General features: G+C 44.6%; 12 protein-coding genes. 6 read left to right on the top strand and 6 right to left on the bottom strand.

Annotated features, from left to right (window positions below; all coding sequences use genetic code 11):
- Window positions 1-341: 341 nt before the first annotated feature.
- From CWO13_RS07450 to CWO13_RS07430, 5 genes are all read left to right on the top strand, one after another.
- The gene (locus CWO13_RS07450) at window positions 342-1,313 is read left to right on the top strand and encodes a tripartite tricarboxylate transporter substrate binding protein (protein WP_048662929.1); all 972 of its coding nucleotides are present in this window, start codon (window positions 342-344) and stop codon (window positions 1,311-1,313) included.
- Window positions 1,314-1,560: 247 nt separating this feature from the next.
- The gene (locus CWO13_RS07445; RefSeq protein ID WP_041472791.1) at window positions 1,561-2,061 is read left to right on the top strand and encodes a tripartite tricarboxylate transporter TctB family protein; all 501 of its coding nucleotides are present in this window, start codon (window positions 1,561-1,563) and stop codon (window positions 2,059-2,061) included.
- Window positions 2,062-2,071: 10 nt separating this feature from the next.
- Window positions 2,072-3,592, top strand: coding sequence for a tripartite tricarboxylate transporter permease (locus tag CWO13_RS07440; protein WP_102431184.1), 1,521 nt, complete (start codon window positions 2,072-2,074; stop codon window positions 3,590-3,592).
- Between the two features lie 192 nt (window positions 3,593-3,784).
- On the top strand, window positions 3,785-4,543 hold the full coding sequence (locus tag CWO13_RS07435) for a sulfite exporter TauE/SafE family protein (RefSeq protein ID WP_107899200.1): 759 nt from the start codon (window positions 3,785-3,787) through the stop codon (window positions 4,541-4,543).
- Between the two features lie 270 nt (window positions 4,544-4,813).
- The gene (locus tag CWO13_RS07430) at window positions 4,814-5,005 is read left to right on the top strand and encodes a hypothetical protein (RefSeq protein WP_017066914.1); all 192 of its coding nucleotides are present in this window, start codon (window positions 4,814-4,816) and stop codon (window positions 5,003-5,005) included.
- Between the two features lie 180 nt (window positions 5,006-5,185).
- Here CWO13_RS07430 and CWO13_RS07425 read toward each other — a convergent pair whose 3' ends face one another.
- Window positions 5,186-5,599, bottom strand: a complete 414-nt coding sequence (locus tag CWO13_RS07425) for a VF530 family DNA-binding protein (protein ID WP_102431182.1) — start codon at window positions 5,597-5,599, stop codon at window positions 5,186-5,188.
- A 391-nt stretch (window positions 5,600-5,990) separates the two neighbouring features.
- On the opposite strand from CWO13_RS07425, the gene CWO13_RS07420 reads away from it, so the two are divergent.
- On the top strand, window positions 5,991-7,151 hold the full coding sequence (locus CWO13_RS07420; protein WP_107899199.1) for an HD-GYP domain-containing protein: 1,161 nt from the start codon (window positions 5,991-5,993) through the stop codon (window positions 7,149-7,151).
- A gap of 126 nt (window positions 7,152-7,277) precedes the next feature.
- Here CWO13_RS07420 and gnd read toward each other — a convergent pair whose 3' ends face one another.
- The 5 genes from gnd to CWO13_RS07395 form a co-directional block, all read right to left on the bottom strand.
- Window positions 7,278-8,726, bottom strand: a complete 1,449-nt coding sequence (gene gnd / locus CWO13_RS07415) for a decarboxylating NADP(+)-dependent phosphogluconate dehydrogenase (RefSeq protein WP_017066265.1) — start codon at window positions 8,724-8,726, stop codon at window positions 7,278-7,280.
- 29 nt (window positions 8,727-8,755) lie between these two features.
- Complete coding sequence (gene pgl, locus CWO13_RS07410; RefSeq protein ID WP_102530507.1) at window positions 8,756-9,472, bottom strand: 6-phosphogluconolactonase; 717 nt, start codon at window positions 9,470-9,472, stop codon at window positions 8,756-8,758.
- Window positions 9,469-10,971 (bottom strand): glucose-6-phosphate dehydrogenase, encoded by a 1,503-nt coding sequence (zwf, locus tag CWO13_RS07405; protein ID WP_029405316.1) that lies wholly within the window; start codon window positions 10,969-10,971, stop codon window positions 9,469-9,471. Before zwf ends, pgl begins: the two co-directional genes overlap by 4 nt.
- Before the next feature lie 410 nt (window positions 10,972-11,381).
- On the bottom strand, window positions 11,382-12,077 hold the full coding sequence (locus CWO13_RS07400) for a response regulator (protein ID WP_019820707.1): 696 nt from the start codon (window positions 12,075-12,077) through the stop codon (window positions 11,382-11,384).
- A gap of 69 nt (window positions 12,078-12,146) precedes the next feature.
- Window positions 12,147-13,799 (bottom strand): ATP-binding protein, encoded by a 1,653-nt coding sequence (locus tag CWO13_RS07395; protein WP_102431179.1) that lies wholly within the window; start codon window positions 13,797-13,799, stop codon window positions 12,147-12,149.
- Window positions 13,800-13,972 lie beyond the last annotated feature (173 nt).

Raw genomic sequence — 13,972 nt, 5'->3', positions numbered from 1 at the left:
ATCGTCTCTCCATATCACTCTTTGCGTCACAATAAGTTCCCTCTTTGATGATACATAGCTGTATAAAGCGACCAACAGTCAAAAAATTGCTCACATAAACTCAAGGAAAACCTAATTATTATGGCTGGCAGAATCCTATAGCCACGCCACTGTGAACTTTATGAACAATATTATTCCAATGTTCTTTATTCTCAATATCGCCGCATTACAGACATTTCGTTAACACACCGTTAACTTTAGTTGCATCTGCTAAGCAATGTCCTACTCATCTGTTTAGTAGCTGGAAATAAAACATAAGTATCTCTCCATTGAAGAGATACCCTACATAAGGAACGTGAACCATGTTCAAGGCACTGAAACCTACTCTTGCGGCTTCTATCATCGCAGCAACCTTTTCTTTCAACACTTTTGCTGCTGACGTAGAAAAAATCCACTTCCTAATCCCTGGCGGCGCTGGTGGCGGTTGGGATATGACAGCTCGTGGTACGGGTGATGTATTGGTCAAATCAGACATCGTAGAAAATGTCTCTTTCCAAAACTTATCTGGTGGCGGCGGCGGTAAAGCCATTGCACACTTAATTGAAACGGCTCAACGCCAAGAAGACACGCTGATGGTGAACTCAACACCTATCGTTGTGCGCTCTCTAACGGGTATTTTCCCACAGTCTTTCCGTGACCTAACACCTGTTGCTGCAACCATTGCCGATTACGGCGCAATCGTGGCTTCTGCAGATTCTAAATACAACACGTGGGAAGACGTAGTAAAAGAATTCGAAGCAAACCCTCGTAAAGTAAAAATTGCTGGCGGTTCAGCTCGTGGCAGCATGGACCACCTTGTAGTTGCTGCGGCGTTCAAGGGCGAAGGTTTTGATGCGAAAAAAGTTCGCTACATTGCCTACGATGCTGGCGGTAAAGCGATGGCGGCACTGCTTTCTGGCGAAACACAGCTGCTTTCTACTGGCCTTGGTGAAGTGCTAGAGATGTCTAAATCTGGCCAAGTAAAAGTGCTTGCTGTGACGGCGCCAAAACGTCTTGACGCTGCACCTAATATCCCAACACTGACTGAGTACGGCAACGAAACCGTATTCGCTAACTGGCGTGGTTTCTTTGCAGCACCAGGCACAAGCCAAGCGAAGATCGACGAATGGAATATAGCGCTTGGCAAAATGTACAAAACCGATGAGTGGCAAGTGGTTCGTGACCGTAACGGTTGGATCGACAACTACAAAGCTGACAAAGATTTTTACGCCTTCCTAGAAGATCAAGAAAAACAGATGGGCGACCTAATGCGTGAGCTTGGTTTCTTGAAATAACCAACAACCATAGAGGGCTTATGTGCCCTCTTACTCTTTCCTTGTTTCGCCGTACATGAGTTAACTTCAAACTCCTTTGTTTATTCGTAGACGTATTACTAACGCTTGCCGATTCGTTGTAAACGCAAGTGGCTGATAAACCAGTACCGTAATTCGCTTACCTTTGGTTAGTGATCCCAGACATTCTTCATTAACTCGCTCGTGTACGGCTTTTTTACTTTTTATACCACCCCAAATGGAGTTGGATATGTCGGACTTACCAACCAAATTTCTGAGTAAGGAATCTTTGCTTTCGAAGGATCGCATCGGAGCCATGATCTTTATGCTGGCGTGCTTGTGCTACGGCTACCAAACCACGCTAATTCCTTTGTTCCCCGGTGACGAGTACGAACCCTTTACAGCAAGAACCTTACCTACCCTGTTGACGTTTATCGGCATTGGCCTTTCGTTGATCCTGCTTATCACAGGACAACCGGATAAGAAAGTCACATGTGACACAACGCCGTTGAACTGGAAACTGCTGATTGGATTCTTGGTGTTAATGGCACTATACGGTGTTGGGCTGACTTATCTTGGCTTTGTTTTAGCAACCAGCTTCTTCTTACTTGCAGGCTTTTACCTATTGGGTGAGCGTCGTAAAGCTGTTTTATTTGGCGCGTCGTTTCCTTTCGTTATCGCGTTCTTTCTTTTATTAACTCAAGGCTTAGATATCTACCTAGAGCCTGGTTTAATCTTCACTCTTTGGTAGGGATAACATTATGTTAGACGGAATTTTACAAGGACTTTCTACCGCTGTGATGCCAATGAACATCATGATGGTAATCGTGGGCTGTTTCGTAGGTACCTTCATCGGGATGCTCCCGGGCCTAGGTCCAATCTCAGCCATTGCTCTGATGATCCCTATCACTTACGGCCTAGACCCTTCTTCTGGCTTAATCTTGATGGCTGGTGTGTACTACGGCGCGGTATTTGGTGGCTCGACGTCATCAATATTAATCAACGCTCCGGGTTGTTCTTCAACGGTAGTAACCGCGTTTGATGGCTACCCGATGGCTCAAAAAGGGCAAGCAGGTAAAGCACTTGCACTCGCGGCTTACTCTTCTTTCACTGGCGGTACACTTTCAGCGATCATGCTTTTAATTGCTGCTCCGGCTCTAGCAAGCGTGTCATTGAGCTTCCAGTCTTCTGACTACTTTGCATTGATGCTATTAGGTCTATCGGCTGTAGCTGCGTTTGCAGGCCCTGGTCAGGTTATCAAAGCGTGGATGATGACTATTTTAGGTTTGATGCTGTCAACGGTCGGTATCGACAAAGGTGTTGGTGTTGAACGTTTCACATTCGGCCTAACGGACTTAATGGATGGCTTCAGCTTCTTATTGTTAGCGATGGCAACGTTTGCACTGGGCGAAACCTTAATGGGTATTCTAAAGCCAGAAAAAGACACCAGCGCTGAAGAAAGCCAAAAGATGTCTGATATCGGCAGCATGAAAGTGACCAAAGAAGAGATCAAAGAAGTCGCACCGGTTTCGATTCGTTCTTCGATTCTTGGCTTCTTTACCGGCGTACTTCCAGGTGCTGGCGCAACTATCGCTGCTTTCTTAAGTTACGGCATGGAGCGTAGTCTTGCACCGAAAGACAAACAGAAAGAGTTTGGTAAAGGCAGTATTCGCGGTCTTGTTGCTCCAGAATCGGCAAATAACGCAGCATCAAGTGGTTCATTCGTTCCGCTACTGACGCTGGGTATCCCGGGCTCTGGTACAACAGCTATCATGCTAGGTGCATTAATCGCTTATGGCATCCAACCGGGTCCTCGTCTGTTCGTTGAGCACCCTGATGTATTCTGGTCGGTAATCATCTCTATGTACTTTGGCAACATCGTACTGGTTATCTTGAACCTGCCTTTGATCCCTTACATTTCTAAGCTATTAGCGGTACCAAGAACGGTTCTACTGCCAATGATTATCTTCTTTTCAATCACAGGCGTGTACCTAGTATCTTTCAACACCATGGACGTATTTGTGATGTTACTAGTGGCGATGGCAGCAATAGCATTAAGGCTTGCCAACTTCCCACTCGCTCCATTATTGCTTGGCTTTATCTTAGGTGGCTTGATGGAAGAGAACTTAAGACGCGCACTGATGATCAGCGACGGAGAGCTCAGCTTCCTATGGGAACGCCCAATCACCATGACCTTCACTATTCTGGCGGTATTGGTTCTGTCTAGCCCGATTCTGGTTAAGCTGTTCAAGAGCTTTAGAGCAAAACCAGTAGAAGTGTAAAGCTCGACCAAATCAACTGAACCTAAACGAAAGGAGCCATTGGCTCCTTTTTTGATTTAGCTAGTCAATTCAAACCAACAGTTAAAGATGGTAGCAAACTCACAAACTCGCACTTTCAAGACGCACAGCTCTGATATTCATAACAAATTCAAGTAAGGTAACTCATCAGTTAACGTATTGGATTCTAAAACTATGGATTGGTTGGTTCTCTTCTTGTCAGGCGTGATTGGTGGTGTGCTTAACTCTATTGCTGGTGGAGGCAGCTTCATCACTTTCCCTGCTCTATTGTTTGCTGGTGTTCCACCAATAGCAGCCAACGCGACCAATACCTTTGCATCGTGTGCAGGCTACATCAGTGGTGCTTATGCGCTGCGCCACGAAATTCAATCTGGTACCAAACAGCTTAAACTGACCATTGCTCTATGTGTGATTGGCGGTGGCATAGGTGCTTTCTTACTGCTGCACACACCAGAAGCATTGTTTACTCAATCCGTACCTTGGTTACTGCTTTTTGCGGCATTGCTTTTCACCTTTGGTGGCACGCTCAATAAATGGCTGAAACAAGCAACAGCAAAACACAAACACGCCACCAGCGCTGGCGTCTTCTTTTCCGCTTTATTGCTTTTGATTGTATGTATCTATGGTGGATACTTTAATGCCGGACTAGGAATCGTCACATTGAGTTACCTGGCTTTGGCTGGTTACACCAATATCAACGTGATGAATGGCATCAAACTGCTTGTATCCGCTTGTGTATCACTTGCGGCAATCGTGTTTTTTATCGTAAATGGCTCGATTGATTGGCCATCAGGCATGGCCGTTTTAATGGGGACTTTGGTTGGTGGTTATTACTCAGCAAAAATCTCTCGCCGCATCCCACAACATTATGTTCGTAACACAGTGATCATCGCGAGTTTCTTAATCACCGCTTACTTTTTCTATACTAACTAGGTTTGATGCTAAGTCGGTTTTATACCAACCCGGTTTGCGTTAATTAAACCCGAGATTGAGCTTTATTCTAACTGGGAAACATAGCGGAAAAACTGATTCTCAAATTTCCTATCTCACTATTTTATTGCTTATAAAATAGCCATGGCTATATATGTGAGACGAGTCCTTTAATTAGTAAATTTGATAATAATTTAGACTGTTTTTTAGCCTTTATTTTGCCAAAGGTGGGATAATTCTCCTGTCGAAAGTGATACTTCATTAGGAGGCGTTATGAACATTAAACTCGGTCATGTCATGTCATCGAGTCGACTCATTTGCTTTGTCGCTTTTCTTGCTGCCACATTCGCGTGGATTCTCAAAATGCCCGCTCTGTTTTCTGTGTCAGCGCTATTCTTACTTATCAGTGCCATCGTTTATGTCACCGATCTTTGGAAGAATCAAAGAAAGAACCGCGAAGCTTAAGACTCAAATACAGCAGGCTTTACACGCTTGAATAAAGTAAACACGTTAAAAAAGGAGCACTTAGGCTCCTTTTGTCTTTTATGCTTATCGCTTTAGCTGATTAGACGGCGTTATTAATGACGCCTCTTTATAAGCGAGGCCTTGTTCTTAACGACGGTTCTTTCTAACGACGGCTTCTTATTAACGACGGAAGTTACGACCGTTACCGCCACGACGAGCTTTAAATGCAGAAGCCGCTTTAGCTTGAGAAGCCTGGATAGACTCAACCGTTAATTCCATTGGCTCACGAGGTTCTAAACCATGACGGAATGTACGTGAACGCGGAGGCATCTGGTATTCGATGTCTGATGCTTTAGGCATACGCTTAAAACGGTAAAGGTAGAAGTTTTCAACCTTCTCACGAGCCCATTCCGTCTTCTTCAGATATTTAACAGCGCTTGCTACAGTTGGCTTTGTGTTAAAGCAGTTCATACGCATTGCTGCGTCCAAAATTTCCCAACCATAATGATCCACTAACTCAGTGATCATGGTCTCAAGCTTTAAGCCGTGCAGAGGGTTATTTTGTTGCAGTTCGATTCTTTCTTCTTCAGTCATAACATTACCTTTTTCAAGGCAGCTCACGGCCTTGAATATACTCTAGAGCACCGTCATCACTGACCGCTTCTAGCTCAATCACTTAGGCATTACATCCATTGCCCTTATTTATGCCTTTATGATGGCATAAAGCATGTACGTTATCCTATTTATCTTTTCATTTAATTTCAAAATGGTCACTTAACGCCTGAATTATCATCAAGCTCTTTCCCTTTCCTCTGATTCCGGAACCTACAAAAGTACCAGTTAACAAAAATGAAGGTAATGCAATGAAATAACCATTTATCTCATAATGATATTGCATTTTATCAGAACGCAATGCTATTTTTAATAACGATACTAAAAACAAAAAATAATCCCGAATAAACAATGATATAACTATAAATAAAGGTTGGCTTATAACATGTTTGACTACTCCCAGCTCAACAGAGTAGCCGCTCAAGATAAGGACATTATCGCCATTGTTGATGACCTTTTCCGGCTAGCTCGTGAATATTACCCCATATTATCTCGGCTTTCCGTTGTACTATGCAGCGAAAACAGAGCATCGAATTACTTTGTTTCAGACACGCTGTGCCAAGAAGCAGAACATCGATACGTAGAACAAGAACTTAAACCAGAATCAGCTTTGTCTCGAATGGCTGAATCTCTCGACACTCGAATCATCCACGATCTCGCCTCAATCAAACCGACCAAGCAAATTTCACACTTACTTCAGCTTGGACACCAAAGCAGCTATACAACACCTATTCACTATCAAGAAAGTAATCTTGGATTCGTGTTTATCAATGCATCGTCAACGGGCTTTTTTGCTAAGGAATATATCCAGTGTGATATTGCCTACATCTCTCAACTTATCTCGAGTTTGTTTGTTCAACTGTTTGAAAGGCAACGTCACTTTCAGTCGTCATTAGCCATCGCGCTAAACATGGGACACGCTCGCGACCCTGAAACCAAAGAACATCTGATTCGCATGGGAAAATACAGTGAACAGATCGCCAGAACGATGTCCGAGAGTAATAATGAAATCACACATCAGTTCATTCATCGTATTCGTTTATACGCACCCTTCCACGACATAGGAAAATATCGAATCCCAGATAACGTGTTATTCAGCTCCGGTCGTTTCTCAGCAGAAGAAAGAGCCATCATGAATAATCACACCTTATATGGTGAAGAGATGATTAACGATGTGGTGTCCCTCTCCCATCATTGCTCTATGTGTTCTGATGAAATTCAGTTCATTAAGAATATTGTGCGTCATCACCACGAGCGATTTGATGGCTCTGGGTTACCTGATGGTCTAAGTCATACTGCGATTCCACTTGAAGCACGAATTGTAACGCTCGCGGATGTGTTTGATGCGCTGATGAGCAAAAGAGCTTACAAACACGCATGGTCACTGGATGAAGTCATGGAATACATTGAAGCGCACAACGGTTCGATGTTCGACCCTGAATGTGTTGAGGCGCTTAAACAGAACCTAGACGGCTTTATGGCAATTCGGGAGCAATACAACGACGATGTAAAACCCCAGCCCATGATGGCTTGAGATATAAATTCTTTGTTATCTAGATCGAATAGAGCGCAAACCAATAAAAAAGGATGCCCATTGGCATCCTTTTTTCTATTTACAGCTTAAAGAACAAACACGTTCTTAACTGATTCTAACTAACGATTATACGTCGTAAGTTGTAGAAGCAGTGTCGCCGCCAGTACCAGTCCAGTTTGTGTGGAAGAATTCACCACGTGGACGGTCTGTACGCTCGTAAGTGTGAGCACCGAAGTAGTCACGTTGAGCTTGAAGCAGGTTCGCTGGTAGACGTGCCGTTGTGTAACCGTCTAGGAAAGATAGCGCAGAAATCGTGCATGGCATTGGGATACCAGACTCTAGAGATTTCGCTGCTACTTTACGCCATGCTACTAGGCTGCCTTGTAGGATGTTTTTGAAGTACTCGTCAGAACCTAGGAACGCGATGTCTGGGTTTGCTTCGTACGCATCACGGATGTTGCCTAGGAATGCAGAACGGATGATACAACCACCACGCCACATTAGTGCTACGTTACCGTAGTTTAGGTCCCAGCCGTTTTCGTTCGACGCTTCACGCATTAGCATGAAACCTTGAGCGTAAGAAATGATCTTAGAAGCCAGTAGAGCTTGACGTAGTGCATCAACCCACTCTTGCTTATCACCTTCAACTGGAGTGATTGTTTTCTCAAACAAAGCTTCAGCTTCAACACGTTGGTCTTTAAGAGCAGACAGGCAACGAGAGAATACAGACTCAGAGATTAGAGTTAGTGGGATACCTAGGTCTAGTGCGTTAATACCTGTCCACTTACCCGTACCTTTTTGGCCAGCAGTATCTAGGATCTTCTCAACTAGCGCTTCACCGTCTTCATCTTTGTAGCCAAGGATGTCAGCAGTGATTTCAACTAGGTAGCTGTCTAGCTCAGTCTTGTTCCAATCAGCGAATACTGCTTGCATCTCGTCAGCAGACATACCTAGGCCATCTTTCATGAACTGGTATGCTTCAGTGATAAGCTGCATGTCACCGTATTCGATGCCGTTGTGTACCATTTTAACGAAGTGGCCAGCACCGTCGTTACCAACCCAGTCACAACAAGGCTCACCTGCGTCAGTTTTTGCAGAGATACCTTGGAAGATTGGCTTAACCGCTTCCCAAGCTTCAGCCGCGCCGCCTGGCATGATTGAAGGACCGAAACGAGCACCTTCTTCACCACCAGATACACCAGTACCGATGAAGTGGATGCCTTTCTCACGACAATGCACTACACGACGGTTAGTGTCTGGGTAGTTAGTGTTACCACCATCAATGATGATGTCGCCTTCGTCTAGAAGTGGGATTAGGTTTTCGATGAACGTGTCTACAACGTCACCAGCACGAACCATAAGCATCACTTTACGTGGTGCTTCTAGCTTCTCAACTAGCTCTTCTAGAGAGTAAGCACCAACGATGTTAGTACCTTTAGCTGGGCCTTCTAGGAACTCGTCTACTTTAGCAGCAGTACGGTTATGAGCCACAACTTTAAAGCCGTGGTCGTTCATGTTTAGGATAAGGTTCTGACCCATTACTGCTAGGCCAATTACACCGATATCACCTTTCATTATTTATATCTCCTTGCGGCTATTCGCACTTATGCGATAGCACTTGCTGCATTTGAATCTAGGAACCACTCTGTTTCGCCAGTTTTAGACTGGATTTTCGCTGCCGGGTAAGGCAGCTCTGAAGCAGGAGTTGTATGAATTTCTTTAACGATCTCAACTTTACCTGCACCTAGTACTAGGTAGCTGATTCGTTTTGCTGCTTCTAAAACTTTCGCTGTTTTAGAAACACGGATTTGACCAGACTCCGGATGAGAAGCCAGTACAGACAGGTTCTCATCTTGGTAATTGGTTGCACCCGGGAATAGTGAAGCTGTGTGGCCGTCTGCGCCAACACCCAGCAGAATCCAATCGAAAACTGGCGTGCCGTTTTCTGTTGGGATTACGTCTGCCATCTCTTTTGCGAAACGCTCTGATTCTGCTTTAGGCTCATCTTCACCACGGATGCGGTGGATGTTCTCTGCTGGAAGGTTCACGTTTGAGAAAAGTAACGTATTCGCTTCACCGAAGTTGCTTTCAACGTCGTCTGGTCCAACGCAACGTTCGTCGCCCCACCAAAAGTGAAGGTTATTCCATTGAATACCTTCTGCGTATGGTGCTTGAGCTAAAAGCTTGAAAAGCATTTTTGGCGTGCTGCCACCAGACAATGAAATGTGAACAGGTTTACCCTGCTCGCTGTACGCTTTCATTTCGTTTGCTAGGTTTTCAACGACCAATTCTGGCGTTGCAAAGATCTTGTGATTGATCATAGTTCGCAGTAATCCGTGTCTGTTAAGTTTTTGCATGGGAAACGCCATGCGCGGCCATCACGTTGCAGAAGTTCATCCGCTTCCTGTGGGCCCCAAGTACCACAAGCATAGCCAAACAGCGCTTGAGGATCTTGCTTGAAGTCTAAGATTGGTTGAACGTACTTCCAACAAGCTTCTACTGCATCGGTACGAGCAAACAGAGTTGCATCGCCGTTTAGTGCATCAAGAAGAAGACGCTCGTAAGCCGTTAGCATTTGAGTTTCAGGCAAGTCAGAGTAAGAGAAGTTCATTTTCACTTCTTTTGCTTTGAAGCCTGCGCCCGGCTCTTTCAAACCAAAACTCATCTGAATTCCTTCATCCGGTTGGATACGGATAATCAGTTTGTTCTCTGGTGCATCTTGACCAAATACTGGGTGTGGCGTGTTCTTAAAGTGAATCACGATTTCAGTCACACGTGTTGGTAAGCGTTTACCTGTACGTACGTAGAAAGGAACACCATTCCAACGCCAGTTATTGATGTGAGCTTTCAAGCCGATGTAAGTCTCGGTACGAGAATCATCCGCTACACCGTGCTCTTCACGGTAACCAAGCAAATGCTGGCCGCGAACATCAGACGCTGTGTATTGACCTAAGACTAGATCTTTACGCAGATCTTCTTCCTCAAGAGGCTTAAGACACTGAAGCACTTTAACCACTTCATCACGAATAGAATCAGCGTTAATTTGTGCAGGCGGCTCCATGCCCACCATTGCTAGCACTTGTAGCAGGTGGTTTTGGAACATGTCACGAACAGCGCCAGAACCGTCGTAGTATCCGCCACGCTCTTCAACGCCAAGGAACTCAGCACCTGTGATTTCAACGTATTCAATAAAGTTACGGTTCCACAGTGGTTCAAACATCGCGTTTGAGAAACGAAGCACTAGAAGGTTTTGTACCGTTTCTTTACCAAGGTAGTGGTCAATACGGTAGATCTGGTGTTCTTGGAAGTGATGATGGATCTCTTCATCTAACGCTTGAGCAGAAGCTAAGTCGTAACCAAATGGCTTCTCGATGATCAGACGACGCCAGCCGTTCGTTTCATCGTTCAGGCCATGCGCAGCAAGGTTTGCTGGAATAACACCGTATAGGCTTGGCGGGGTTGCCAAGTAGAACAGTGTGTTATGGTTTTCAAATTGGTAGTCTTGCTCAAGCTTATCTAGACGTTGTGCTAAACGAGCGTAGTCGTCTACATCTGAAGTGTTGATCGCTTGGTAATGCAGATGTTCAATAAATGCATTCAGCGTCTCTGGCTCAGTTTTTTCCATTTCCTGAAGAGACTTCTTCAGCTTCTCACGGTAAGACTCATCGCTGTACTCAGTACGGCTCACTCCAAGAATCGCAAAGGATTCTGGTAGTTGATTGCTAGCATACAGGTGGTACAAAGCAGGAATTAACTTACGGTAAGTTAGATCTCCCGACGCACCAAAAATAACGATGCTGCTGTTTTCAGGTATTACCATCATCTTTCCTATAAAAACAAGGTTTTTAGTATTCGCCAAAGGTATCAGCGACATACGAAAATAGATAATAGGTCTTAACTATTACATCAATAGTAAGCGCCTATTAAATTTGAGAATGCGTTTGGTAAACGAGGGTGAAAGCTATCACCTCTATTCGGGACAGTATTGTCTATGACTATTTGATTTACATCAACCACTGTGAAAGCAATCGATTAAATATTGACTCATTTCGAACAAATTCTAATCGATAGCTCAGTTCATTAGGACCGAGGGAGAAGCAAATCGGCATTCTCAAACATTGTAATCAAGAAAGAACGGTATCTGGTCGGCGGAGTGGGCAATGGGAAAGGGAGAGAAAGGAAAAACCAGCTTATTCAACTGGCTTTATATTTATTTTGATGGTGTCGTGTTTATCTTTGCGCTTTGTTGTAGCAGCGTTCCGGGCGACCTACAGTACCGTAATTCAAGTCCGCGACTAACTCACCCGTCGTGATCAAGAATTCTAGGTAACGTCTGGCTGTGGTTCGGCTTGCACCAATGCGCTCACCCGCTTCATCAGCCGTAATATTCGTCGCGTCAGCTTGTTGAAATATCGCACGAATCTTATCGAGCGTTACACCATCGATTCCTTTAGGTAACGTCGATACTTTAGCCGAGTCTGCTTTCGCATTGGCTTGCAGCATTTTATCAACCAAACCTTGGTTCAAATCCGACACACTTTCAAATTCTTGCTGCTGTGATTGGTACTTTTTCAGCGCCGCTTCCAAGCGAGGAAACATTACAGGTTTTAGTAGATAGTCGACCACTCCGCCACGCATTGCTTGCTGCAAAGTGTCGACGTCGCGTGCCGCGGTAATCAAGATAACATCACAGCCTTGATTGCTGCCGCGAACGTGATTGAGAATATCGAGCCCGCACCCGTCCGGCAGATATACATCCAACAAAACCAAATCAGGCTTTAAGATGTCTAATTGCATAAGCGCTTCAGACTGTGTGGTGGCAATGCCGACCACGTCAAAGCCACCCATCTGTTCTAAATAACGATGGTGCAGCTCTGCAATCGCAATATCATCTTCAATGACCATGACTCTCGTGATTGCGTTCATTTATGTTCTTCCTTTAACCATGCTTTTTCCGTCACGATGATCTTCGCAAGATCACTTCGTGCTTAATTATTATTGTTCTTCTTTTGGTAAATAAACCGTCATTCGTGTACCAAAATCGTGGTTGCCGACCATTTCCAGCTGCCCTTGGTATCGGTCTGCCAGTTGCTTTATCAGATACAAACCTACACCGCGATTTTGCTTCGCTTTGCTCGATACGCCTTTTTCGGTGAGTGCTTTGGTGGCCAAGTCTTTCGGTAAACCACACCCTTTATCTTCTACTTCTACGATAATTTCATTACCAAAATCACTGATTGAAACTTCAATCACCCGACGAGCTGGAGCAATTTGCCCTTCTTGCTTAATAGCCGTCATAGTGGCGTCAAAGGCGTTATCGATCAGGTTGCCAAGAATGGTGACAACGTCATCCGCATTCAGCCAGCTAGGCAGCGCTTCAAGTCTTGAGCCTTCTTCGACCTTGAGCTCTAAACCAATTTCTCTCGCACGCTCCGTTTTACCAAGGAGCATACCTGCAATGAGCGGGTCTTTAACAGTTTCACGCAAGAACTCGATAAGGCTTTGATAATGTTCTGTTTCTTGGCCAATCAGTTGTTGTACCGAGTCCAACTCGCCCATCTGGATCAAGCCACTGATGGTGTTAAGCTTGTTTTGATGTTCATGGGTTTGTGAACGGAGTAGATCTGCATACTCTTTAGTTTGTGAGAGTTGGTCTGTTAAATCGTTGATCTCGTCTCGCAATCGGAAACTGGACACCGCCCCGACCACCTCACCAGCCACTATAATCGGGCTTCGGTTAGCAATGATTCGCTTATTGTTTAAGTACAACTCAACGTCGTGGTCGGTATCGCCTGTTGATAGCAGTTGCTCTAAATCACTACCGGGCAATACGTCAGAAAGGCGCTGTTGATTGAGTGCTTTATCTCTGTCTATCGATAAAATATCGCAGGCACTCTTATTAATTGACCGTAAAATGCCGTGCTTATCGATACTCAGAATACCCTCTTTCACGGTACTCATGGTTACATCTAACTCAACATACAGTCGGCCTATCTCTTCAGGCTCAAAGCCTAAAATAGCGCGCTGAAAACGACGAGATACATAGCTCGAAATCAAAGCATTGACCGCAACCACCAGCAACGCCATCACAATCAAAAAGGCTAAGTAAGGTTCGATTCGATCTTGCAAAGAATCCAATAAGTAACCAACTGACACCACACCAATAACGGTACCTTGGGTGTCTTTTACCGCGGATTTACCACGAACTGAAAAACCAAGCGACCCTTTGGCTGTCGACACATAAGACTCACCCAATACCAACGCTTTTTGGTTATCGCCACCACGCATGGGTTTACCGAGCCTGTCATCATAAGGGTGAATCAGGCGGATACCTTTATCATCTCCCACAACGATAAACGCTGCGCCAATGAGCTGAGTAAGGTTACGAAACTTAACTTGGGTTTCTTCAGACAGAACGTAGCGAACGCCATTAGGATCCAACGTTCCATTTTCTTGAATAATGCTGGTGACAAGCGGCGATTCAGATAGAAATTCAGCAACACCTAACGCTTTCAAACCCATCTCTTGCTCTTGAGATTGTTTGATGTAATAAAAACCAGCCGCTGCAAGAATCAAAAGTTCAACGAGGCCAGTGACCGTCATGATAATCAGTAACCTTTTACGGAAACTGATACTGCTCCATTTCATATTCCACCGTCCCTAGTGTTAGACGATCAATGTTAACACCAAGTTAATCGCATGACCTTTCTAGGGACGTGAATTTGTGACTGCTACTCAACTAAATAATTGAGCAGATTGTTAATTGATAATCCTTTACGTTGTTCATTTCGATTAATCGTTCATTTTTAGAACGGATTAGC

Origin of the sequence: Vibrio sp. ZF 223, assembly GCF_003050585.1 — a bacterium.
In the GTDB taxonomy this organism is placed as follows: domain Bacteria; phylum Pseudomonadota; class Gammaproteobacteria; order Enterobacterales; family Vibrionaceae; genus Vibrio; species Vibrio crassostreae.
This window is presented reverse-complemented; position numbering and strand designations above follow the sequence as displayed.

Bases quoted from the DNA above. Each gene is read 5' to 3' on its own strand.
- CWO13_RS07435 (WP_107899200.1), top strand. From the start codon at position 3,785: ATGGATTGGTTGGTTCTCTTCTTGTCAGGCGTGATTGGTGGTGTGCTT.
- CWO13_RS07445 (WP_041472791.1), top strand. From the start codon at position 1,561: ATGTCGGACTTACCAACCAAATTTCTGAGTAAGGAATCTTTGCTTTCG.
- CWO13_RS07400 (WP_019820707.1), bottom strand. From the start codon at position 12,077: ATGAACGCAATCACGAGAGTCATGGTCATTGAAGATGATATTGCGATT.
- CWO13_RS07430 (WP_017066914.1), top strand. From the start codon at position 4,814: ATGAACATTAAACTCGGTCATGTCATGTCATCGAGTCGACTCATTTGC.
- pgl (WP_102530507.1), bottom strand. From the start codon at position 9,472: ATGATCAATCACAAGATCTTTGCAACGCCAGAATTGGTCGTTGAAAAC.
- CWO13_RS07440 (WP_102431184.1), top strand. From the start codon at position 2,072: ATGTTAGACGGAATTTTACAAGGACTTTCTACCGCTGTGATGCCAATG.
- gnd (WP_017066265.1), bottom strand. From the start codon at position 8,726: ATGAAAGGTGATATCGGTGTAATTGGCCTAGCAGTAATGGGTCAGAAC.
- zwf (WP_029405316.1), bottom strand. From the start codon at position 10,971: ATGGTAATACCTGAAAACAGCAGCATCGTTATTTTTGGTGCGTCGGGA.
- CWO13_RS07395 (WP_102431179.1), bottom strand. From the start codon at position 13,799: ATGAAATGGAGCAGTATCAGTTTCCGTAAAAGGTTACTGATTATCATG.
- CWO13_RS07450 (WP_048662929.1), top strand. From the start codon at position 342: ATGTTCAAGGCACTGAAACCTACTCTTGCGGCTTCTATCATCGCAGCA.
- CWO13_RS07425 (WP_102431182.1), bottom strand. From the start codon at position 5,599: ATGACTGAAGAAGAAAGAATCGAACTGCAACAAAATAACCCTCTGCAC.